Origin of the sequence: Rhizobium sp. AN68 (genome assembly GCF_030758035.1) — a bacterium.
GTDB classification, from domain to species: Bacteria; Pseudomonadota; Alphaproteobacteria; order Rhizobiales; family Rhizobiaceae; genus Agrobacterium; species Agrobacterium tumefaciens.
Window position 1 is genome coordinate 1874929 of sequence record NZ_JARWMI010000003.1, and the last position, 22154, is coordinate 1897082.

The following is a 22154-nucleotide window of genomic DNA, read 5'->3' on the forward strand; positions in this document are numbered from 1 at the left end:
AAGCGCGCGTACTGGTTCCCTACGGATTGCCAGCTTTTGCGTGCGGTAACCTGTGAGACAGGTAATCCCGCATTTGCTCCATTGCCTCCTCGCGCGTCAAACCACCGGACTGCAATCCTGAGCGCAACCAGAGGCCGTCGATAAGCGAAGTGATCCCGAGCGCGACAGTTGCGCAGTCTTGCCTCGGCACGAGATGCGCCAAAGCCGACAAAAGATTGGAGCGCATCCGCGCATGGATCACTTTCTGAATCCTGGCGAGCTGCGGCTCGCGCGGAACCTCGGCGCAAAGCGACAGCCAGGCGTGGCAGATCGAGGGCTGAAAGAAGCTCTCGTCGAAATTCGCCTCGATAATCGCATCGAGCCGTTCACGCGGACTGACCGCCCGATTGAGGCGCGCCACCACGGCCTCCTTCAGCTTCACATTGGCTTCGCGCATCGCGTGCTCGAACAGTTCCTGCTTGTTGGCGAAATAATGCAGCACGATGCCTTTCGAGGCGCCTGCCTGTGCCGCCACCCTTTCAAGCGTGGCACCCGCCATTCCCTCACGCTGAAGAACTTCGAATGCAGCCCGCCTCAGCTCCGCCCGGCGAATATCGCTTATCTTGGTCAGTCGCATCTTTGTCTCCTTGCGTGAGCAATATTGACAAATTTTCCGTAAAGATCAATTATTGTCCCACCGGTCAATCTAATGACCCAATAGACAAAAAAGGTGGAACAATGAAAAAATGGGCAGGTGTTTTTTCGGCCGCGATGGTTTTGACGACCGTCGGCACTTCCGCGCTCGCATCGGATGCTGAAACTTGCAAGGTTGTGCGACTGGCCGAGCCGGGCTGGAACGATCTCGCTTTCACCACCGGCATCGCCATGTCGCTGTTGAAATCACTGGGATATGAGCCGCAAAGCCAGCTTCTCGGGATCGACGTCATCTACACGAGCCTGAAGAGCAAGGATCTCGACGTCTTTCTGGGCTATTGGAACCCGGCAATGGTGAACTACTACAAGCCTTACAAGGAAGACGGATCGGTCGAAAAAGTCCGAACCAATCTTGTAGGCGCCAAATACACTTTCGCGGTTCCGACCTACGTTTGGGATGCCGGCGTCAGGGATTTCTCCGACCTGCAAAAATTCGCGGACAAGTTCGACAGCAAGCTCTACGGCATCGAACCGGGCTCCAACCAATTGATGCTGGATGCCGTCAACGATCCGGCACTGGGACTGCACAATTGGGAAGTGGTCGAATCCAGCGAACAGGGCATGCTTTCGCAGGTAACCCGTTTCGCCCGCAACAAGTCCTTCATTGTTTTCCAGGGGTGGGCGCCGCACCCGATGAACAGCAAATTCGACATCAAGTACCTGACGGGCGGCGATAAATTTTACGGGCCCGACTTCGGCGCTGCCACAGTCGATACGCAGGTACGCAAAGGCTACCTGCAGGAATGCCCGAATGTGGCGAAGCTGCTCGACAATCTCGCATTCGACGTGGAGTACGAGAACAAGGGCATGGACTATATCATGAACGGTGGAATGTCCCCGGAAGACGCGGCAAGGCAGGCGATCAAGGATGAGCCGCAACGACTGGACGCCTGGCTGAAGGGCGTGTCGACGTTCGACGGGCAGGATGGTCTCACTGCCGTAAAGGCGGGGATCGGCCTGTGACAGCAATATTGCAGGATGATTGGGAGAAGCGGAAGCAATATGTAGAACTGCCCCGCGGTCGCCAGCTGGCTTTCATCGACACCGGCGGTCCGGGCCCAGTCCTGCTGATGCTGCATGGTTTTTCGGACACCAGCCGCAGCTTCTCCATGCTGGAGCCTTTTTTCAGCGAATACAGGCTCATCGTCCCTGACCTGCCCGGACACGGTGTTTCCTCGGCAGGACAGAGCCTGCATGTCGCTGATTTCGCCGAAACGGTCGATCGGTTTCTAACGCTCCTGGGTATTTCACGGCTGTTTCTGCTCGGCCACTCCATGGGTGCGATGACCACTATCGAACTTGCCGCCCGGCGAGGCGACACGATCCGGGCTCTTGCCCTCATCTCGGCAACGCTTGAGCCGGATTTTGGCGCGGAAAGCCAGTTGACCAGAGATATTCTCGCACTTCGGGACCCGATCGGACCCAATAGCGGCTTTCTGCGCGGCTGGTATTCGTGCAGTCAGCCAGTCGACGATGATTTTTTGTCGAAAATGAAACAGGATGCCGCCAACATGCCGGCCGCCATCTGGCATGGCGTCGTTGAGCGCTTTGCGGATACAAACCTGCATCACAGCGCGTCCAGAATAAAAAAACCGGTACTGTGCCTCGCCGGTTTCGAAGACCCCCTTTTCGGCGCGTCGCATCGTCGAAAATTGGCCGCCGCCTTTCCCGATGCTCAAACCGTTACGCTCGATGGGCATGGCCACAATCCGCATTGGGAAAACCCGAAGGGCGTATCCACGCTGATCGCCGATTTTTTCGCGGATGTTATGTCAGACTGCGCTAAGTAAGAGGGTGGAGTGCGCTGGTTGCACATGTTTCTGGAAACAACTGACAAATCGATTTCGATTCAGGTGCCGATGTTGTAACGCTTCGCTGAATAATCATATTTTGGCTGGCCATGACAGAAACGACCCATCCCCGCCTGAACCCGTTGCACCTTGCCGCCGCCTTCGCAAGCGGCTGTCTTCTGACATTGATGGTGCATTTCAACGGCCAGCTTGCGCATTACGGTAACGCACTTTTCTCCTCCTGGACTGCACACGGCACCGGCACGGTGGCGGCGTTGATCTATCTCGCGATCATGCGCCCGAAGACGGAGGCGGGTGCGCTGGCCAAACCGAAGGCGCCGCTCTGGGCCTATTGCGGTGGGGTGATTGGTGCGGCCATTGTCATCCTCACCTCCACCGCCGTCAATTCGCCGCTCGCCCTCTCCGGCACCATCGCGCTCGGGTTGGGCGGACAGGTGATCTTCAGCCTTCTGGCCGATTTCTTCGGCCTGTTTGGCCTGCCCAAACGGCGGCCGGATTTGCGTGACATGGCGGCGGTGGCACTGATTCTCTGTGGCAGCGCACTTATTATCCTTGTCGGGAGAACGGCATGATCGTCTGGATAGCCATGGCGTTTACCGGCGGCGTCTTTGTAGCGCTGAGCCGTCAGGTCAACGGCCGCCTCAGCCTGTCGAACTCACCGCTGATCGCCTCGTTCTGGAACCATATCGTCGGTTTCGGGGTATTGACCGTCATCGGCCTCATCGTCGGCGGCCTCATTCCGCCGGGCGCGGCCGACGCGCCGTGGCTTGCCTTTATCGGTGGCCCCATCGGTGTTGTCTTCATCGCTTCGGGAAGCTGGCTCATCCCCCGCATCGGCGCGGTCAATACCGCACTTCTCGTCATCAGCGGCCAGATGGTCTCAAGCGTCGTGCTCGACTTTTTCAGCGATCAGCCGCCGAAACTCTGGGCGAGCGCACTCGGCATTCTGCTGATTCTCGCCGGCATGGTGCTGACCCAGCGTCGCGGCCGCTAGGGCATCTCTCCGGAAAAATGTGCAGCGGTTTTACGTCCGGGAAAGCGTAAATCAGGTATCGCTGTCGCGTGAGAACATGCTGAGCAGGGTCTTGCCGCCACTCTTGCCACCGCTGCTTGCGAGCGTCGGGCGACCACCATTCAGCTTCGGTACCACGACCATGCGCTTGACTTCGCCACGTTTGAAGGCCGCAAGGAACCGGGAGTAATCGCGGAACACAACGCAGCCATTCGATTCACCACGTTTCGCCAGCATGTAGGTGTGGGCGAGAAGACCGTCGCGGCCATGCGGATTGACGCCATTTTCCGGCGTCAGACGGATTGCTTCGACGCCATGGAACCGCGCCTCGCGCATCGTCAGACGATAGCTGGAGGGCGGCGTCGAGCCGCGCATTCTCACATGAACATAGTCCGGGTTGTCGCGCATCTTGCCGATGCCCGAATGTGCCTCGAGCTTTTCGCCGTTCGGCATATGAACCAGGCCGGAGGAAATATCGTAGATCGCCGTGCCGTTGCCGCGATCCGGCCACGGAACCGCATCCATCTTGCTCGGCTCGCGCACCGGATTATTAGGTTTTGCAAAGGCGAGCATGCCGGCCGTGCCCTGCCGCGGCTGCTGGGGTGCACGCGCAGGCACCGGCGCATCGAAAGCAGGTGCGGAAGCAACGGCTGCCGGGTGTTCATCGGTCTTCGCTAGAACGGCGGGGCGGGGTGATGGCTCCACCGTTTCGGCAGCCGCAACCTCGGGCCGGAAGCTTGGCAAAGGGACGTCGTCCGGAAGCAGGCTGCTCGCCTCTTCCTCGATCTGCGGGCGCCCTAATGCCACTTCAAATGCCGGATGTTGCGATGCGGCGCTCTGATAGGCGACCTCTGCGGTGCGTCCAAGCGCCGAATCGACGATGGCGGAGGGCCGCAGCGCTGCAAGTTCCTTGACTGTCGCCTGCCCCTTCGCGTTCGCAGCCGCGCCAAAACGCTCGCGGAACTCCTTCTCGCCGATTTCGGGCATGATGCCGGCAAGGCGAACCGCCTTCTGCGGGCCATGGCTGTGGTCGCTCAGACGGGAAAATTTGCGGACGTGGATATCGCGTGCGGCTGCGCCGGAAATCGCAGCCTCGCCAGACTCCAGCCTCGCCACCAGCGTCTTCTCAAACTGCCCGACACCATGCGATGCGGCCGCCATCGTGTGAAGCGAGGCGAAGGCAGCGAAGGCGAACAGACCGGCAAAGGCACCACCGCCAAGCAGAGCGGACATTCGGCCAAGAGAAAAGGATTTGCCTCTCTTGAGGCAAGACGAACCGGCAAGACCGGCGCCATTATAAGCCGCAGCAGAATACGCCATGATACTCGTTACTCGAACCGTTCACGCACACCCGGGCAAAGCCGGAGGGATTTTGGGGCATCCGAACAGCGGGCGGACACCCGGCCGATTTCGGAACTGACTGGTTCGAAGCATGACGAATTATGGTAACCAAAGTGTTTACGAGTCCCTGCAAAAATAATTCGTTAAGGTCTGCGCATTATCGGGCGAAGGCAAAACAATGACTTGCGCGGGCTGGGCATGCATCTGCATCGCCTTTTCCCGGAAAATGCCCCGCAGGGCGTCATCGGCCTTTAAAGTTTACGTCGCCGCATCGTCAGGTAAATTCCGACTTTGCCGGAAATTTGCTGTAAATGCGGCAGGACTGCGACGGAGCAAATCTATGCCATCAGCCGTCAAGCACACACAAAGCTGGTAAGGGCACTTGATCCGTTGCTGCCGGCTTGGCATCCTGCCGGAAATAAGGGAGGCAAATCATGAAGGCGCTGCTGCTCATCGATATCCAGAACGGCTTTTGTCCGGGCGGTAATCTGGCTGTCGCCGATGGCGACCGGATCGTGCCCGTCGCCAATGCCCTGATCGACAATGGCGGTTACGATCTGATCGTCGCCTCGCAGGATTGGCACCCGGAAAATCACGGTAGCTTTGCCTCGCAGCATGTCGGCAAGAAGCCGTTCGATATGGGTGAACTCTCCGGCAAACCGCAGATGATGTGGCCCGACCATTGCGTGCAGGGCACGCCGGATGCGGAATTCCATCCCGACCTCAAGACGGAGGCTTTCGACTATATCCAGCAGAAAGGCGAAAATCCCGCCGTCGACAGCTATTCCGCCTTTCGCGACAATGATCAGGGGGCAACGACAGGTCTTGCCGATTATCTGACGCGCCAAGGCGTAACCCAGCTCGACATATGCGGGCTCGCCACCGATTATTGCGTCAGTTTCTCGGTGCTCGATGCCCTCGACATGCTGTCTGGCGTCAAGGTTCGTTTCATCGAGGATGCCAGCCGCGGCATCGATCCCCAAGGTATACAGGCGTCGATTGCGGCCATGCGGGAAAAAGGCGCCACCATCCTCAAAAGCCGCGACATTTTGCGCGACTGAGGGCCGGTCATCGCAGCCTCGGCTTCTCCAGCACGTCGATATCGCCTGCTGCATCCTCCAAACGCCGCAGGATAGCGGCATGCGCATCCTTGAGCCCCTGATTGTAGAAGACATATCCGACTTCTTCGGCCAGAAAGTCGACGAAGATTTCCGCCTGAAGCAAGCCGATCTCGGTTTCGGTCTCCCGGGCCAGATACTCCCGAACACGCGCGGCCAGCACGGCCCTGTCCTGCTTCTCCAGCATTGATCCTCCATTATTCAATCGTTTGGGCGGGGAGCAAAAACCGGGTGAGGCCTTCCGTCCGACGTTGCGTATCGGCGTTACCGTAACGGAAGCTTCAAGGGAATCAATCGATCCATTCATGCAATTTGTTTGCCAGCCGGCCGGGACGGCGATAGAGCGGCGGGCAAGGAGTTCCTGAACAATGTCCAATGCAGATTTCCGCGAAGGCCTCAAAAGCGGCTTTCCGATCGCCCTTTCCGCCGCTCCCTTCGGCGCGCTGTTCGGCGCGGTCGCGGTCGATAACGGGCTGAGCGTCGCCGAAGCGACGATCATGAGCGGCACCGTCTATGCCGGTGCCAGCCAGCTGGTCGGCATCGAATTATTCGGCCAGAAAGTAGCCCCCTGGCTGATCGTTCTATCGGTCTTTGCCGTCAATTTTCGCCATATTCTCTATTCGGCCGCCATTGCCAGAATGATCACCAACTGGACTTTCCTGCAAAAGGCCATCGGGTTCTTCGTGCTGGTGGATCCACAATTCGCCGAGTCGGTCAGGAAATACGAAAACACTGGCGTGGTCGGTTTTGCCTGGTACATGGGCTTCGCCACGCCGATCTATATTCTGTGGCTGATGATGACCATTGTCGGCGCATCGCTCGGCAATCTCGTCGGCGACCCGAAAGCCATCGGCCTTGATGTCCTTTTGCCGATCTATTTCATGGGCATGGTTTTGAGCTTCCGCCAGCGGGAGAATTTTTACCCGGTGATGCTGGCAAGCGCTCTTGGCGCAACCGTTGCCTATCACATCGTCGGCTCGCCCTGGCATGTCAGCCTCGGCGCGCTTGCCGGCATTCTCGTCGCAGTCGTCTATCCGCCGAAACCAACCGGCGAGGCCAATTCTGAAAGCAAGGTGGAAACGCCATGAGCGATCTGCTGCACGCCGACACGCTGATCCTGATCGCGCTCGCTACCGTCGCCACCTATCTTACCCGCATCGGCGGTTATGTTCTGATGACGCGGATGAAATCCATCCCGCCGCGCATGGAGGCGGGATTGAACGCCGTTCCCGTGGCGGTTTTGACGACCCTTGTCGCACCCGCCTTTTTTGAAGGCGGATACGAGGTGAAGATCGCCATGGTGGCCGCTCTTCTGGTCTGCCTGCGTTTCCCCGGCCTGACGATGCTGGCCATTGGCTGGGCCATCGTCGTCGCCATCAGGCACTTTTCTATCCTTTAAGCGCTCCGCTCCAGAGGCTGCGTCGCCGCAACAAGCCACGCTTTCACCTCTTCATCCGCGATCAAAGGCGAGAGCTTTTCCAGAACGCCGGCGTGATAGGCATTCAGCCAGTCCAGTTCGTCGTCGGTCAAAAGTGCCGTGACGACCAGCCTGCGATCGATAGGGCACCAGGTCAGGGTCTCGAAGGACAACATCGGCTGATCGCCGCCCGCGACTTCCGCCGCCTCGCGCACATAGATCAGGTTTTCGATGCGGATGCCAAAAGCGCCGGGGCGGTAATAACCGGGCTCATTCGACAGAATCATGCCCGGCAGAAGTTCCTGCGTCGAAAGCCGAGAAATACGCTGCGGCCCTTCATGCACCGAAAGATAGGAGCCGACGCCGTGGCCGGTGCCATGAGCATAATCCGCACCGGCCTTCCACAGCGCGATACGCGCCAGGGGATCGAGATCGCAACCGCGCGTTCCCTTGGGAAACCGTGCGTCGCTGATGGCGATCACGCCCTTCAGCACCAGCGTGAAGAAACGCCGCTGATCTTCCGGGACATTGCCGATTGCCACGGTGCGGGTGATGTCAGTGGTGCCGTTGACATATTGCGCGCCGGAATCGACGAGGAACATCTCACCATCGCCAAGTGTCCGGTCCGTATCGGTGGTGACGCGATAATGGATGATGGCGGCATGTTCGCCCGCGCCCGAGATCGTATCGAAAGACACGTCCTTCAGAGGATTCTGGAGAGACTGCCCCACTTTGGCGCGCGCAGCCTCCAGCGCCTTCACGGCCGCGATTTCGGTAACGCTGCCCGGTTGCTGACGATCCAGCCAGCACAGATATTCAACCATAGCCGCGCCGTCCTGCACATGTGCCGCTGCCGAGCCGGCAAGCTCCGCCGCGTTCTTGCACGCGCGCGGCAAGCGGACGGGATCGGCCTCCTCGATCAAGGTGCCACCCGCCGCCGTAATCGCCCCTGTCAGCGCCACAGGCGTCAGATCGGCGTCCACCATAACGCGGCCCTTGGCGCTGGCAATGGCGTGCAGACGATCGGCGATATTCGATGGCGGCAATTGCGTCGCCAGCTGTGCCAGATAGGCCTCGGCCTCGATACCGGTCTTGCGTTTGTCGAGAAAAATATCAGCCTTGCCATCCGCATAGATGATGGCGCGGGCAAGCGGATGCGGCGTGTGCGGCACATCGTTGCCGCGAATATTGAAAATCCAGGCAATGGAAGACGGATCTGTCACCAGCAGGGCATCGGCTCCCTTGGCAGACACCGTCTCCGCCAGCGAGGCGATCTTTTCCTTCGCCAGCTTGCCGGTGAAGGCTTCCGGCTGAATGACGACAGGCTCCAGCGGTTCGGACGGGCGGTCGTGCCACAGGGCATCGAGTGGGTTGTTTTCGAGCAGGACGACGGAACCGCCCTTCCCCGCAAGCGCCTTTTCCAACCGCTTCAATTCAGCGCCGGTATGCAGCCATGGATCGATCCCGAGCCGAAAGCCCGCAGCCCCGTGCTCCGACAACCAGACGGAAGGCGGGGCACCGACCAGATCACCACCGCTGAACACCGATTGATCGACCTGCGACTTCAACTGCGTGGTATAGCGACCATCGACAAACACCACCGCCTCTGCGCGCGTTACCAGCGCAATGCCCGCAGAGCCGGTAAATCCGGTCAGCCATGACAGACGCTCAGATGATTCAGGTACATATTCGCCCTGATATTCATCGGCACGCGGCACCAGGAAACCATCGATACCAAGGGCGTCGAAACTGGCACGCAGCGCCTCGACGCGGGCCTTGCCGAATTGCGGCGCGGATTTGTTTTCGAAGGTCTGGAACATGGGCATCTTTCGGGAACTGTCATGAGGAAAGCGGTCGGTAACGCCGTCAAATCATTGGCGCGCAACGACAATGCCATGCCGGCAAACCCGGTTTCAAGCCATATGTGCCATCAACCATTACGACAGGCACGTGCGCTGCCATTTACCCCAAAGGCCGAGAAAAGACGCCGCTAAATTGAGCAATTTTCCCTAAATAAGTAATATTGAAAAGCCGAAGACATGTGAAAAACGCATACCTACCTTGAAGCAAGACCCCTAACCAAACAAAAACACATCGCTTATCTTCAAGCCAACACAGCGAGAGACACACTCTCCTGGCAAACAAGGATTTGAAGCAATGGCAAAATCTTTCCTCCGCACCGCTTTCGATCGTGTCATTGAAGCACGCGAGCGTCAGGTCAGCCGTCATGTCAACGCAGCCCTGCTTAACCTCGACGACAAGTCGCTCGAAGCGCTCGGCATGAACCGCGCCGAACTTCGCCGCACCGCAAAGTCCAGCTACGTATTCTGATCACTTCGGGCGCGGCGATCCTCCCTCCACCGCGCAGGAACAGGAATACGTCGACCCGCTTGAGCGATTCTCCTCCAATATGCTCGCGGGTTTTCAGGCGGCGCGAAAGCGCCGCCTTTTCTTTGTCCGGAAACGGATGCTGCTAAAGCGTCAGTCCTTGCGCAGATGCAGCGTGACCCAGCCATTGCGCCATATGGTGCGGACGTGGGAGAGCCGCGCGCCATTATAGGCCGCAAGCACCTTCCAGCGCTGCGATGCGAGAATTCCCGACAGGATGACGGTGCCGCCGGGCGCCAGATGCGTGACAAGCTGCGGCGCCATCTTGATGAGCGGCCGCGCCAGAATATTGGCGATGATGAGATCGAACGGGCCGTATTTGCGGAAAGCGTCGGAGTGGAAACCCGGAGCGGTTTCAAGCGCCAGCCCGGAGACGATGCCGTTCAGCCGCACATTCTCCCTGGCCACGCGCACCGCGATGGGATCAATGTCCGTTGCGAGTACCGGAATATGGCGCATCTTGCGCACGGCAATTGCCAATACACCGCTGCCGGTGCCGAGATCGAGCGCATTGCGCACGGTCCGCGCCCGCAGAACATCCTCGATCATCTCAAGGCAGCCCGCTGTCGTGCCATGATGGCCGGTGCCGAAAGCCTGACCGGCCTCGATCTCGATGGCCAGATCGTTGGGCTTGATCTTATCGCGATCATGCGCGCCGTGAACGATGAAGCGCCCTGCCCGTACCGGTTTCAGCCCCTCGAGCGACTTGGCGATCCAGTCGATGTCGGGAACGATCTCCTTTTCGATGGCGAGGCCAGGAAAGGCCGGTGCCAGCAAGGTGTCGATGCGCTCGCGGAATTCGTCTTCCTGCTCGGCCATCAGGTAAACCGAAGCTTCCCAGATGTCGCGTTTCTCATCCACCTCGGTGGTGGCGATCGCGACATCCTCCTCGCCGAAATAGTCCGACATGAGATCGAGGATTTCACCGGCCTTGATTTCGGTCGTGGTGACGTAAAGTCGGATTTCGCTCACGGCAGGCTGCTTTCTCTAGCTAAGGTTCTTAAGGCTTGCATTTGCCACAAAACCTCCGCCAGTCCAATAAGCCAGGCACAATTATGCCGTCTCGTTCACCCCTTCAGCAGATTCTGGAGCTTCTGCTCGGCAACATCCGGGTTTTCGCCATAGGCGATGGTGCCGGAAAAACGACCATTGGCGTCAAGCAGGATCACGGAAGCCGTGTGATCCATGGTGTAGTCACCATTCGGATCCTTGTCATCGACCGGCACCTTCTTGGCATAGATGCGATAGCCTTTCAGCGTTTCGGCAATCTTGTCGGCCGGACCGGTGATGCCGGTGATCCGCTTCGAGACGTTGGAGACATATTGCTGCATGAGCTCAGGCGTATCGCGCTCGGGGTCTACGGATACGAAATAGGCCTGCAGCTTGTCGCCGGCCGGGTCTACCTTCTCCATCCAGCCGTTCAGCTCGAACAACGTCGTTGGGCAGACTTCCGGGCAATGGGTGAAACCGAAAAAGAGCGCTGTGGGCTTGCCCTGAAACGCCTTTTCGGTGATCGGCTGACCGTTCTGCGCCGTGAGTTCGAACGGCACGCCATAGGCCGTTTCCACCATTTCCTCACGGGTCTTGGTCATTTCGAGCGTCAACCAGCTGACGACACCGACAAGAACGACAACCACGGCCCACAATACGATGCGAATATTTCTCATTGTCCTAATCCTACCCCCGAAGCCCGGCCGCATGACGTGGGCCTCCATCGTCTGATAACGAACAGCGGTGGCGACGGCAAATCAACTGGGCGTATTTGCGTAAACCGCGCTGATTTGTCACAAAGCCGGGACGGGACGGCAGATTACAGACACCAAGCGATGCCGCTTTGCACGGCGGAGAGGAAAATATCCGTGCCGTGTCGCACCCAGCCATCGAAGGCAAGAAGCACGACGGCAAGCGAGGCCGCTACCGCAAGGCTTGCAAGAATAAACTTCAGCGGATTGGCAACGAGTGCGTTCATGCGTCTGTTATAACCTGTTTGCACCAGCACGAAAACCGCCAAAATACTGGGTTTTGCGAGCGCGGCACCGCCAATTGTTAGGGAAAGTTTAAAATCTTGCTGTGCAATATGGCCATAGCGGTTTTTAAGTTCCGACATGATGTCTCCCGGTCTATTCCGGCCACCGCATAAAGCTCAATCATGCATGGGCCTGCCTAAGAGCCGCCAGAGGAAACCTGCCGTCATGTCCAACGCCATCAAGCAATCCGGCGCATATCTCGAAATCGTTTCCTTCCATCTCGGCGGTCAGGAATTCTGCATCGACATCATGGCGATCCGCGAAATCCGCGGCTGGGCGCCGGTTACCCCGATGCCGCACACGCCGCCTTATGTTCTCGGCCTCATCAACCTGCGCGGCGCCGTCATCCCCGTCATCGACATGGCAGGCCGCCTCGGCATGAAAATGACCGAACCCTCCGAGCGCTCCGCCATCATCGTCACCGATATCGGCGGCAAGCTGGTCGGACTTCTGGTGGAACAGGTCTCCGACATGATGACCATCCGCTCCGAAGACCTGCAGCCCGCGCCCGACATCATTCCCGAAGAACAGCGCAATTTCTGCCGCGGCATCGTGGCGTTGGAAAAGAGCATGGTGTGCTTCCTCAACCTCGACACCGTGATTGCCGACGAGCTGGCGCGCGAAGCGGCCTGATAGAGCCGGTGAGGTTTTGATAATATAACGCGCAGGTTCCACAGCTTGCCCTGAGGGGCACGGCAGGGTCGGAAACCTCTCCTCCGTCATGCTCGGGCCTTTCCCGAGCATCTACAACCTATCGACTTTACGATACGTGACTGGATCCTCGGGACGGCCCAAGGATGACGTCGCGGGTCAATTATGGTGTCAGCAGTACCAAGGGCAAAGCCTCAAGGCTTGCCCTTTTCCCACGTCACCTGCTGGTTATAGAGAGGCACCGTCGAAATCGCCATCTTGGCCGAGCCATCCTTCAGCTCGCGCGCATGGACCAGATAGATCAGCGTGTCATTCGCCTTGTCGTAAACGCGACTTACGACCAGCTTCTTCCACACCAGCGACATGCCCTGCCGGAACACCTCTTCGCCGCCCTTCGACAGATCGATATCACCGATTTCGACCGGACCCGTCTGGCTGCACGAAATGGCGTTGTTGGAAGGGTCCTCAAACCAATTGCCATTCTTCAGCCGGTCGATGACGCCACGATCGAAATAAGTGACATGGCAGGTCACGCCCTTGATCTTGGGATCGGCAATAGCCTCGATGACGATATCGTTGCCGATCCAATCGACACCGACCTTACCGACGACCTCCGAATGCGCAACCGTCACCGGAAACAATACCAGAAAGCCTGCAAACAAACCCGAGAGCGTTTTCATCGTCATCGCATGTTCTCCGTTATGCTACTTCAAACATAAGTGCCGGGAACGGTTACGCAACCCGCGAGACAACACGTTTTTTCATGCTGCACGGCTGATAGCCCGTGGGAGTGAGACGGCCGGCAACCATGCCGATCTTTTCCGGCAGGTCACGGATATGGTCAACGCGCAACGCCCTGGCCGCCGCAATCGATGCCGCAGCGCAGACGACAGCATCTTCGGCGGCGTTATGGTGCACGAAACGCAGCTGGAGGTGATGGGCAATCACATTCAGCTTGTGCGACGCCAGCTGCGGCCAGACATGGCGGGCAATCTTGACGCTGCACAGATAGGAAAGATCAGGATAGGACTGCCGGTATTTGTCGAAGGATGCCCGCATGACGCTGAAATCGAAGGCGGCATTGTGGGCAATCATCGTGGCGCCGTGGAAATCGTCGATGAATTCTTCCATCACATCAGGGAATTCCGGCGCATCCTCTACATCGGCAGGGCGAATACCGTGCACGGCAATATTGAAGGGCGAGAACCGCATGTCCTTCGGCCGGATGAGCCGTTCCTCGACGCGAACGATCTCACCGTCTTCTATCCACGCAAGCCCGATGGAGCAGGCGCTACCCCGTTCCTCATTGGCGGTCTCGAAATCGATGGCGATGGTTTTCAAGAGTGATTCCCGTTGTTTCATTCCGGCATAGACCGGATTGGCGTCAAAGAGAACCGGCTTCGGTAGACCCCGCTTCCGCAAGCATCCAGTCAAGCAACCTCACAAGATCGGGATTATCAAGCATGCGCCGCGGATAAACCAGGAAATAGGCAAGCGTGCTGGCAATGTCCGTGCCGAAGGGAGCTATCAGCGCTCCCTCGGCAAGTTCGCGGGAAACAAGCGAGCGTCGCGTCAGCGCAACACCATGCCCGGCCTTGGCCGCGTCCAGCGCGCCGTTGCTGTCGATGAACACGGTGCCCCCGGAAGCATCGACCTCTGTAGCCCCCGCCGTTTCCAGCCAGCGCCGCCACTCGTTGCGGTTTTCATCGTGCAGAAGCGGCACGCATTTCAGATCACCGGCCACCCGAAGCGGGCCATATTTTTCAAAAAGTTGTGGTGAGCAGACCGGCAAGGTGCTGTCGTCTATGAATCGGATGCTTTCCAGCCCTTCATAGCGACCAAAACCGTGACGCACGGCCAGATCGACATCGTCCCTTGAGAAATCCACCAGCCGGTTCGTCACGCTGATACGAACATCGACTTGCGGATGTTGTTGCTGAAAGCCGGGCAATCTCGGCATCAGCCATTGCACCGCAAAAGTTGGCGTGCAGCTTAACGTCAAGACCGTAATCTCTGATCGCGCCGTCAGTTCCGCCGTCGCCTCGCGCATCATTCGGAATGCGGTGCGAAGGGAACCGTAATACCGCTCCCCTTCCCTCGTCAGCTGGATGCTGCGCGGCTTGCGGACAAACAGCTGCACGCCAAGGCGGGCTTCCAGCTCCCGGATTTGCAGGCTGACCGCGCCGGGGGTGACGTTCAACTCGTTGGAGGCAAGCGTGACACTGCGGTAGCGCGCCGCAGCCTCAAAGGCCTGCAATCCTTTCAAGGAAGGGAGTTCTGCAACCATGGTTTAGCTGAGCTCAATTATCCGACGAGAAACTATCGTTTGAAAACAGCAAAATATGAGGAGTAAATAGATGCAACGGGCACGGACGGAACCAAGATTGCCAGACGACTGATTGAGCTAAACTCAACCGATATCGGGTGGCTGAACGTGGCGTTCTCTGTGACTATTTCAATTTTCCAGCGGTGGGAGAGACGAAGGTGGCAATACAAAAACAGATGGATGCCAGCGAATGGGGGATGCTTGTGGCGCTCTCGCTGCTGTGGGGCGGATCGTTCTTTTTCATCGGCATTGCCGTCAAGGAACTGCCGCCCGTCACCATCGTCACGCTGCGTGTCAGCCTCGCTGCCACGGCACTGCTGATCGTCTGCCGCATCATGGGCCTTCATCTGCCACGGCAATGGGCCGTATGGCGCGCCTTTTTCGGCATGGGCCTGCTCAACAACATCATTCCCTTCTGCCTGATCGTCTGGGGCCAGACCCATATTGCCAGCGGGTTGGCCTCGATCCTCAATGCGACGACGCCGCTCTTTACCGTCATCGTCGCCCATTTCCTCACAGCCGACGAGAAGATGACGGGCAACAAGCTGGCGGGTGTTCTCATCGGTTTTGCCGGCGTGGCGACGATGATCGGCCCGGCAGCCTTTGGCGGTGCGATCTCCGGCCTCTGGGGTCAGATTGCCATTCTCGGCGCAGCGATCTCCTATTCTTTCGCGGGCATATTCGGCCGCCGCTTCAAGGCCATGGGCGTGCCGCCACTGATGACCGCCACCGGCCAGATATCGTCTTCGACACTGATGCTGATCCCCGCCGCGCTCCTCATTGACAAGCCTTGGACGCTTGCCATGCCGAGCCTCGGCACCTGGGGCGCACTCATCGGTATCGCGCTCTTGTCCACGGCCCTGGCCTACCTCATCTTCTTTCGCATCCTTGCAACTGCCGGCGCCACCAATCTCGCGCTCGTCACCTTCCTCATTCCCGTCAGCGCCATCCTTCTCGGTTCGCTCATTCTCGGAGAACAGCTGGAAATCAAGCACTTCGCTGGAATGGCGATGATTGCCGCCGGCCTTGCCGCGATTGACGGCAGGCTGCCGGCAAAACTAAGAGATTTCCTGCGCAAGGCACCCGCTTGACAGTGACAGTTCGTAAAAGCATTCTCGCCATCATGATCGCTATCAAAACGACGACCACCCGCCATATGACGATGACCGGTCAACCGGCAGGGAAAGGCATGTCCGCGCACTGAGCGATCAACATCCACCCCTGCCGATAAGAGCAGGGGTGTCACGCCTGCTCCGAACGCGCCACAAGGAGACAGGCATGAACATGAAACCAGCGGATATTACAAACAAGCCATTTGATCTGAAGGACGTTGTCCTGCGTGCGACCCGGCTTGAAGACGTCGAAGCATTGACGGAAATGCTCAACCTTCCCGGCGTCCGGCACGGCACCCTTCGGCAGCCTTTCCAGGCAATTGAAAAGACGAGAAAATCGATAGAAAACCGAGCCCCTACCGACATCGTCATCGTCGCGGAGTGGCACGGAAAACTCGTTGGTAACGCCGGATTATATCGCAGAGCGGGCAGACAGTACCATGTCGCCGATCTTGCGATGTCCGTTCACGACGATTTCGCCGGAAAGGGCGTCGGTTCAAGGCTTCTGACGGCACTCATCGACGCGGCCGATAACTGGCATGATATCCGTCGCATCGAACTGAATGTCTTCACCGACAATCTCGCCGCCCTCCGGCTCTATGAGAAACTCGGTTTCGAACGCGAGGGCACCTTGCGCAACGATGCCTATCGCGACGGCAAATATGTCGACGCCTACGTCATGGCGCGTCTGCGCTGATGTTTCAGGCGGACAAATGATCGGCAATCACTTCCCGAATGGTCCGACGTGACCATTCGGCCAGTTTCTCATCACGTCCACGTTGAGCCTCAAGCGTGATCAACGCCTTCCACAGCGCCCAGCCGCGCCCGCGCTGCCATGTGGCATTGTCGAGATCCATCGCCAGGCGAAAGACGTTCCGGCTTTCGGCGTCGAGCACGTTCCATGCCAGAATGAGATCGGAAGACGGGTCTCCGACCCCGGAACTGCCGAAGTCTATGACGGCTGAGAGGCGGCCATCTCTCACCAGCAGATTGCCTTCGGCAATATCGCCATGCACCCAAACGCCCTGGCCCTGCCAGCTGCTCGAAAGAGCAAGCTGCCATATTTCCGTGGCCAGCCTCTGATCGACCTCATCGGCACGGCGCAACGCCGCCGCCCTCGCCTCGCCGTCATAGACTGCAAGCGACCCACCGCGGTGGAAATTGTGCTCGCCCGCAAGCGGACCATCCGTCGCATCGATGCCCTGCAGGGATTTCAAAAACGCTGCTACGTCGACGGCTATTGTTGCGAGATTTATATGCCCAAGATGCCGGGCGAGAGGCTCGCCATCAAGCCAGCCATAAACGGACCATGGAAACGGATAATCTTGTCCCGGCGCACCAATCGCCAATGGCTTTGGGATCGGAAGAGGCAAAAGAGGCGCAAGCTTCGGCAGCCAGCGATGCTCCTTCTCCACCTGTGCCACATAGCGGCCAGCGCTCGGCAGGCGAACGAGCATATCATCACCAAGGCGGAAGCTGCGATTATCCCAGCCGCTCAGTTCCACCGGCCTGACATCAAGCCCCGCCCATTGCGGAAACTGGCTTGCGATCAGCGCTCGAACGTGCTTCGTAGAGATGACGATGCGGTCATCCATGTCCCGTTCCCTGTTTCAGGATGAGACCCATAGCGGCGCAAAACAGCGAGGCGATGACGGTGCTTCAGCCACCGATCAGCGCCAGCCACTCGTCCTCGTCCATGGTCTGAACGCCCAGCTCCGCCGCCTTGGCAAGCTTGGAACCTGCCCCCGGCCCGGCCACCAGAATATCCGTCTTCTTCGATACGGAACCGGCCACCTTGGCGCCCAGACTTTCCGCACGGGCCTTGGCCTCGTCGCGCGTGAATTTTTCCAGAGACCCGGTAAAGACCACCGTCTTGCCCGCTACCGGGCTGCCTTCGGTCGAGGGCTTCTCGGCCTCCTTCGGCCGCAGCTCCCGTATCAGCCGGTCGATGACATCGAGATTGCGCGGTTCCTTGTAGAATTCGATGATGGCGCGCGCCACGACCTCGCCGATGCCATCGATACTGTTGAGTTCGGCCCAGGCATCGCTCGCCGGGTCGGCTGCCGCCTTCATGGCTTCCTCGAAATGCTCATAGGTGCCATAGGAACGCGCCAGAAGCTTCGCCGTGGTTTCACCGACATGACGAATGCCGAGAGCGAAGATAAGCCGATGCAGATCGATCTCGCGGCGAGCATCGATGGCATCGAACAGTTTCTTGACGCTGACCTTGCCGAAGCCATCTATGTTTTCGAGCTTGGTAAGATGCGATGCCTCCTGCCGCGCCTTCAGCGTGAAAATATCAGGCGCGGTCTTGATGGAGAGGGCCGGATCCTCGCTTTCGAAGAAGAAATCGATCTGCTTGCTACCCAATCCCTCGATATCGAAGGCATTGCGCGAAACGAAATGTTTCAGATGCTCGACCGCCTGCGCCCGGCAGACGAAACCGCCGGTGCATCGCGTGACCGAATCGAGCTTGCCGGTCTTTTCATTGCGCTCCCGCACCGCATGGCTGCCGCACACAGGACATTTCTCCGGAAACGCATATTTCACCGCCTCAGCCGGGCGCTTTTCCAGAAGCACATCCAGCACCTGCGGAATGACATCGCCTGCACGCTGCACGATGACAGTATCGCCAATGCGGATATCATGATCCTCGGGCCGAATGCGCTCGCCGCTATTGCCGATACCCTCGATGTAATCGGCATTGTGTAGCGTCGCATTGGTGACGACGACGCCGCCGACGGTAATCGGGGTAAGACGCGCAACCGGTGTCAGCGCGCCGGTGCGCCCTACCTGGATTTCAATGTTCTCGACCGTGGTGAAGGCCTGCTCGGCCGGAAACTTGTGTGCGGTGGCCCAGCGCGGGCTGCGCGAACGGAAACCCAGCCGTTCCTGAAGGTCAAGCCGGTCGACCTTGTAGACCACGCCGTCGATATCGTAATCGAGATCGGGTCGCGCGACGCCGATTTCATTATAATGTTCAAGCAATTGTTCGGCAGACGTGAATCGCTTCATCAGCGGATTGACCGGGAAACCCCATTCCCGGAATTTCTCGACGATACCATATTGCGTGTCGGCAATCCGCGTCGGCTGGCCGCCATTCGAGACCTCGCCAAGCGCATAGGCAAAGAACCGCAGCTTGCGTTTCGCCGTCACATTGGCGTCAAGCTGGCGCAGCGAACCGGAGGCCGTGTTGCGCGGGTTCACATAGGTCTGCTTGCCATCGGCCTCCATCTGGGCATTGAGCGCCATGAAGTCGCTCTTGGCCATATAGACCTCGCCGCGCACCTCCACCACATCGGGTACATCGGCAGGCAGCTGGTTCGGAATTTCCTTGATGGTCTTGATATTGGCGGTGACGTTCTCGCCCGTCGTGCCGTCGCCACGTGTTGCCGCCGTCTTCAGCCTGCCGCTCTCGTAGCGGATGGACATGGAAAGTCCGTCGATCTTCGGTTCGGCGGTAAAGGCAATCGAATCATCCGGCAGGTGCCCGAGGAAGCGGTAAACCGAACTGACGAAATCGCGCAGATCACCTTCAGAAAACGTATTGTCGAGTGACAGCATCGGCCGCGCATGCACGATGGGCGCGAAGGTGGGAAGCGGCGTGAAGCCGACTTTCTTCGAAGGGCTGTCGGCCCGCACCAGCGCCGGGAAAGCCGCCTCTATGGCATCGTTGCGCCGCTTCAGCGCATCGTAGTCCGCGTCCGAAATTTCCGGCGCGTCCTTGCCATGATAAAGCGCATCGTGGCGGGCAAGCTCGGCTGCCAGAAATGCCAGCTCGGAAGAGGCCTCAAGCTCGGTCAGGTTTTCGACGGGAATCTGGTCTTTCGACATGGAAGAAGCCTCACGGATGAATCTGCAATGCTTTTAGCGAATTATTGGCAAACGCAAAACTATCCTCGCTTTTCAACAGGCGGGAATCCGCTATTCTGAGCATCCGGATGAAACGGAAGCCGGAGCCCCCATGGAACTCACCACCCTCATTGCCTTTGCAGCAGCCTTCTTCGTGTTCGCGGCCAGCCCCGGCCCGGACAATATGACGATCGTCGCCCGCACCATCACCCATGGTGCCGCCTCCGGCCTCGCCTATGGGGCCGGAACCGTGGCAGGAATATTGATATTCCTCACGCTTGCAGCCTTCGGCCTGTCGATCCTCGCAGCCGAAATGGGAACAGTGATGGCGGTGCTGCGCTATGGCGGCGCGGCCTATCTCATCTGGATGGGCTTCAAACTCTGGACAGCGGAACCTGTGGTTCCCGATCTGCAACCCATGAATGGCCGCCATAGCCTTCTTTCGATATTCGCCACGGGAACCGCGCTCAATCTCGGAAATCCGAAAATGCCGCTCTTTTACGTGGCGTTGCTACCGAACGTTGTCGGCGCCTCGCTGACGGTCGATCACCTTCTGGCGCTGGCATCCGTCATCGTCGTGGTGGAGGGGGTTGTGATCGGCGCTCATGTGGTTCTGGCTGTGCGGGCAAGAAAGCTGCTGCGTGAGCCAAGAATCGTCCGCAGGGTGAACCGGGCGGCGGGCGGCGTCATGATCGGCTCCGGCGTGGCGGTGGCCGTCAGCCGTTAATCCTTGGCGGCAAGCAGGCGGGCGGCGGCAGCCCTCGCCTCATCTGTCACCGAGGCACCGGCAAGCATGCGGGCGATTTCTTCGGTGCGATGTTTCGGCTCCATGGTAGCGACACGCGTGGCGATGCGCTCGGTGCCGTCGCCGGAGGGGCCTTTGGAAATGAGAAGATGTGTGGCCGCCCGCGCGGCCACCTGGGGCGCGTGGGTGACGGACAGAACCTGCACGGTTTTCGACAGACGACGCAGCCTCTGGCCAATGGCATCTGCCACAGCGCCGCCAACGCCCGTGTCGATTTCGTCGAACACCAGTGTCGGTGCCGAACCACGATCAGCCAGCGCGACTTTAAGCGCCAGCAGGAAACGGGACAATTCGCCGCCAGAAGCGACTTTCATGATCGGGCCGGGCCGCGTTCCAGGATTGGTCTGAACGTGGAATTCCACGATGTCGATACCGTCAGCCGTCGCTTGCTCCGGGTCGGAGCTGACTTCGACGGTAAAACGTGCCCGCTCCAGCTTGAGCGCCGGAAGCTCCGCCATGACAGCTTCGGAAAGCGCATTCGCCGCATTGTGGCGTTTTTCGGAAAGCGATTTGGCCGCGTGGTCGAAATCGGCTTTCACAACGCCGAGGTTGGCTTCAAGTTTGCCGAGCTTTTCTTCGCCCGCATCGAGGTCGGCGAGATCCGCGACCATTTTTTCCGCGAGCGCCGGTAGATCAGGCACCGCGACATTATATTTGCGTCCGGCGGCGCGTAGCGCAAACAGCCGTTCCTCCACCCGCTCCAGCTCGCGTGGATCGAACTCGGTGCGGCGAAGTGCGGCCTCCACTTCCATCTGCGCGTTGGAAAGGCTGTCGAGCGCGGCATCCAGCAATTGCACGGTGTCTTCCAGCAATCCCGGCGCCTCGTGGCTCTTGCGTTCCAGGCGCCGCATCATGGATGCGATCATGGGCACTGGCGAGGCGTTGCCGTTCAGGAACTCGCTCGCTTCGGCGATATCACCGGCAATACGTTCGGATTTCTGCATCACCGCCCGACGTTCGGCAAGCTCCTCCTCCTCGCCGTCGCGCGGCGAGAGCACCTCAAGCTCCTCGACGGAGGAACGCAGATAGTCCGCCTCTCGGGCAGCAGCCTCAACCTTGGCACGATGGGTTTTCAACGCCCGCTCGGCGTCTTTCCATGTGCGGTAGAAACCCTGAACGGCACGGGCATCGTCGCTCAGCCCGGCAAAAGCATCCAGCAGCGTGCGGTGGGCATCGGTATCGACAAGAGCGCGGTCGTCGTGCTGGCCGTGAATTTCGACCAGTAGCTGCCCCAGCTGACGCATCATCTGCACGCTGATGGCCTGATCGTTGATATAGGCCTTGGTGCGTCCGTCTGCGGATTGCACGCGGCGGAAAATCAGGTCGCCATCGTCATCCAGACCGTTTTCGCGCAGGAGATGCCGTGTGGGGTGGCTGTTCGGAACTTCGAAAGTGGCAGTGACCTGCCCCTTCTCTTCCCCGTGGCGCACCAGACCGCCATCGCCGCGGCCGCCGAGGGCTAGCGACAGGCTGTCAAGCAGAATGGATTTGCCCGCGCCCGTCTCACCCGTCAACACGGAAAGGCCCGCCTCAAAGCCGAGGTCGAGCCTTTCAATCAGAACGATGTCACGAATCGAGAGCTGGACCAGCATGGCCTATGC

At 59.0% G+C, this 22154-nt stretch carries 25 protein-coding genes; 12 read left to right on the forward strand and 13 right to left on the reverse strand.

Annotated elements, in window-relative coordinates; all coding sequences use genetic code 11:
• Positions 1 to 19 precede the first annotated feature (19 nt).
• The gene (betI, locus tag RBH71_RS22285) at positions 20 to 616 is read right to left on the reverse strand and encodes a choline-responsive transcriptional repressor BetI (RefSeq protein ID WP_003513156.1); all 597 of its coding nucleotides are present in this window, start codon (positions 614 to 616) and stop codon (positions 20 to 22) included.
• Positions 617 to 717: 101 nt separating this feature from the next.
• Here betI and RBH71_RS22290 point away from each other — a divergent pair, with 101 nt between their 5' ends.
• The 4 genes from RBH71_RS22290 (at position 718) to RBH71_RS22305 (ending at position 3498) form a co-directional block, all read left to right on the forward strand.
• Positions 718 to 1656, forward strand: a complete 939-nt coding sequence (locus tag RBH71_RS22290) for a choline ABC transporter substrate-binding protein (RefSeq protein ID WP_003513158.1) — start codon at positions 718 to 720, stop codon at positions 1654 to 1656.
• Positions 1653 to 2483, forward strand: coding sequence for an alpha/beta fold hydrolase (locus RBH71_RS22295; protein WP_003513160.1), 831 nt, complete (start codon positions 1653 to 1655; stop codon positions 2481 to 2483). Before RBH71_RS22290 ends, RBH71_RS22295 begins: the two co-directional genes overlap by 4 nt.
• 110 nt (positions 2484 to 2593) lie before the next feature.
• On the forward strand, positions 2594 to 3076 hold the full coding sequence (locus tag RBH71_RS22300; protein ID WP_003513161.1) for a DMT family transporter: 483 nt from the start codon (positions 2594 to 2596) through the stop codon (positions 3074 to 3076).
• Complete coding sequence (locus RBH71_RS22305; RefSeq protein ID WP_003513163.1) at positions 3073 to 3498, forward strand: DMT family transporter; 426 nt, start codon at positions 3073 to 3075, stop codon at positions 3496 to 3498. Before RBH71_RS22300 ends, RBH71_RS22305 begins: the two co-directional genes overlap by 4 nt.
• A 51-nt stretch (positions 3499 to 3549) precedes the next feature.
• On the opposite strand, the gene RBH71_RS22310 is transcribed toward RBH71_RS22305, so the two are convergent.
• Complete coding sequence (locus RBH71_RS22310; protein ID WP_003513165.1) at positions 3550 to 4836, reverse strand: DUF2778 domain-containing protein; 1287 nt, start codon at positions 4834 to 4836, stop codon at positions 3550 to 3552.
• Positions 4837 to 5291: 455 nt separating this feature from the next.
• On the opposite strand from RBH71_RS22310, the gene pncA reads away from it, so the two are divergent.
• Positions 5292 to 5918 (forward strand): bifunctional nicotinamidase/pyrazinamidase, encoded by a 627-nt coding sequence (gene pncA / locus RBH71_RS22315; RefSeq protein ID WP_003513167.1) that lies wholly within the window; start codon positions 5292 to 5294, stop codon positions 5916 to 5918.
• 7 nt (positions 5919 to 5925) lie between these two features.
• Here pncA and RBH71_RS22320 read toward each other — a convergent pair whose 3' ends face one another.
• On the reverse strand, positions 5926 to 6162 hold the full coding sequence (locus RBH71_RS22320) for a DUF2164 domain-containing protein (protein ID WP_003513169.1): 237 nt from the start codon (positions 6160 to 6162) through the stop codon (positions 5926 to 5928).
• A gap of 181 nt (positions 6163 to 6343) precedes the next feature.
• Here RBH71_RS22320 and RBH71_RS22325 point away from each other — a divergent pair, with 181 nt between their 5' ends.
• Both RBH71_RS22325 and RBH71_RS22330 read left to right on the forward strand, forming a co-directional pair.
• The gene (locus RBH71_RS22325) at positions 6344 to 7063 is read left to right on the forward strand and encodes an AzlC family ABC transporter permease (protein WP_003513170.1); all 720 of its coding nucleotides are present in this window, start codon (positions 6344 to 6346) and stop codon (positions 7061 to 7063) included.
• A complete protein-coding gene (locus tag RBH71_RS22330) occupies positions 7060 to 7374 on the forward strand; it encodes an AzlD family protein (protein WP_003513172.1) in 315 nt (104 codons plus the stop codon). The genes RBH71_RS22325 and RBH71_RS22330 overlap by 4 nt, the downstream gene beginning before the upstream one ends.
• Here the strand turns inward: RBH71_RS22330 and RBH71_RS22335 are convergent.
• On the reverse strand, positions 7371 to 9212 hold the full coding sequence (locus RBH71_RS22335; protein WP_003513174.1) for an aminopeptidase P family protein: 1842 nt from the start codon (positions 9210 to 9212) through the stop codon (positions 7371 to 7373). The two genes, RBH71_RS22330 and RBH71_RS22335, sit on opposite strands and share 4 nt — an antisense overlap.
• Before the next feature lie 337 nt (positions 9213 to 9549).
• Between RBH71_RS22335 and RBH71_RS22340 the strand changes: the two genes are divergently transcribed.
• A complete protein-coding gene (locus tag RBH71_RS22340; RefSeq protein ID WP_003513176.1) occupies positions 9550 to 9723 on the forward strand; it encodes a hypothetical protein in 174 nt (57 codons plus the stop codon).
• A 150-nt stretch (positions 9724 to 9873) separates the two neighbouring features.
• Here RBH71_RS22340 and RBH71_RS22345 read toward each other — a convergent pair whose 3' ends face one another.
• From RBH71_RS22345 to RBH71_RS22355, 3 genes are all read right to left on the reverse strand, one after another.
• Positions 9874 to 10752, reverse strand: coding sequence for a 50S ribosomal protein L11 methyltransferase (locus RBH71_RS22345; RefSeq protein ID WP_003513177.1), 879 nt, complete (start codon positions 10750 to 10752; stop codon positions 9874 to 9876).
• A gap of 95 nt (positions 10753 to 10847) precedes the next feature.
• Positions 10848 to 11447, reverse strand: coding sequence for a cytochrome oxidase assembly protein Sco (gene sco / locus RBH71_RS22350; RefSeq protein WP_003513179.1), 600 nt, complete (start codon positions 11445 to 11447; stop codon positions 10848 to 10850).
• Positions 11448 to 11590: 143 nt separating this feature from the next.
• Positions 11591 to 11887, reverse strand: coding sequence for a hypothetical protein (locus RBH71_RS22355; protein WP_003513181.1), 297 nt, complete (start codon positions 11885 to 11887; stop codon positions 11591 to 11593).
• 85 nt (positions 11888 to 11972) lie between these two features.
• On the opposite strand from RBH71_RS22355, the gene RBH71_RS22360 reads away from it, so the two are divergent.
• Complete coding sequence (locus RBH71_RS22360) at positions 11973 to 12440, forward strand: chemotaxis protein CheW (protein ID WP_003513183.1); 468 nt, start codon at positions 11973 to 11975, stop codon at positions 12438 to 12440.
• A 212-nt stretch (positions 12441 to 12652) separates the two neighbouring features.
• On the opposite strand, the gene RBH71_RS22365 is transcribed toward RBH71_RS22360, so the two are convergent.
• Genes RBH71_RS22365 through gcvA form a run of 3 tightly spaced genes read right to left on the reverse strand, consistent with a single transcriptional unit; the run spans position 12653 to position 14745 of the window.
• The gene (locus RBH71_RS22365) at positions 12653 to 13144 is read right to left on the reverse strand and encodes a CreA family protein (RefSeq protein ID WP_003513184.1); all 492 of its coding nucleotides are present in this window, start codon (positions 13142 to 13144) and stop codon (positions 12653 to 12655) included.
• Between the two features lie 46 nt (positions 13145 to 13190).
• Positions 13191 to 13799: a 3'-5' exonuclease gene (locus RBH71_RS22370; protein ID WP_003513186.1), complete on the reverse strand. Its 609-nt coding sequence runs from the start codon at positions 13797 to 13799 to the stop codon at positions 13191 to 13193.
• A 43-nt stretch (positions 13800 to 13842) separates the two neighbouring features.
• Positions 13843 to 14745, reverse strand: a complete 903-nt coding sequence (gcvA, locus tag RBH71_RS22375) for a transcriptional regulator GcvA (RefSeq protein WP_003513188.1) — start codon at positions 14743 to 14745, stop codon at positions 13843 to 13845.
• Between the two features lie 197 nt (positions 14746 to 14942).
• Between gcvA and RBH71_RS22380 the strand changes: the two genes are divergently transcribed.
• Positions 14943 to 15875 carry a DMT family transporter gene (locus RBH71_RS22380; protein ID WP_025594031.1) on the forward strand — a complete coding sequence of 311 codons (933 nt, stop codon included), beginning with the start codon at positions 14943 to 14945 and terminating at the stop codon, positions 15873 to 15875.
• Positions 15876 to 16062: 187 nt separating this feature from the next.
• A complete protein-coding gene (locus tag RBH71_RS22385; RefSeq protein WP_003513192.1) occupies positions 16063 to 16593 on the forward strand; it encodes a GNAT family N-acetyltransferase in 531 nt (176 codons plus the stop codon).
• A gap of 4 nt (positions 16594 to 16597) precedes the next feature.
• Here the strand turns inward: RBH71_RS22385 and RBH71_RS22390 are convergent, their stop codons facing one another.
• Both RBH71_RS22390 and ligA read right to left on the reverse strand, forming a co-directional pair.
• Positions 16598 to 17491 carry an aminoglycoside phosphotransferase family protein gene (locus RBH71_RS22390; protein WP_111800998.1) on the reverse strand — a complete coding sequence of 298 codons (894 nt, stop codon included), beginning with the start codon at positions 17489 to 17491 and terminating at the stop codon, positions 16598 to 16600.
• 64 nt (positions 17492 to 17555) lie between these two features.
• Entirely contained in the window at positions 17556 to 19730 is a 2175-nt protein-coding gene (gene ligA, locus RBH71_RS22395) for an NAD-dependent DNA ligase LigA (protein WP_003513196.1), read from the reverse strand.
• Positions 19731 to 19860: 130 nt separating this feature from the next.
• Here ligA and RBH71_RS22400 point away from each other — a divergent pair, with 130 nt between their 5' ends.
• A complete protein-coding gene (locus tag RBH71_RS22400) occupies positions 19861 to 20475 on the forward strand; it encodes a LysE family translocator (protein ID WP_003513197.1) in 615 nt (204 codons plus the stop codon).
• On the opposite strand, the gene recN is transcribed toward RBH71_RS22400, so the two are convergent.
• On the reverse strand, positions 20472 to 22145 hold the full coding sequence (gene recN / locus RBH71_RS22405; protein WP_003513199.1) for a DNA repair protein RecN: 1674 nt from the start codon (positions 22143 to 22145) through the stop codon (positions 20472 to 20474). The genes RBH71_RS22400 and recN overlap by 4 nt on opposite strands.
• Positions 22146 to 22154 lie beyond the last annotated feature (9 nt).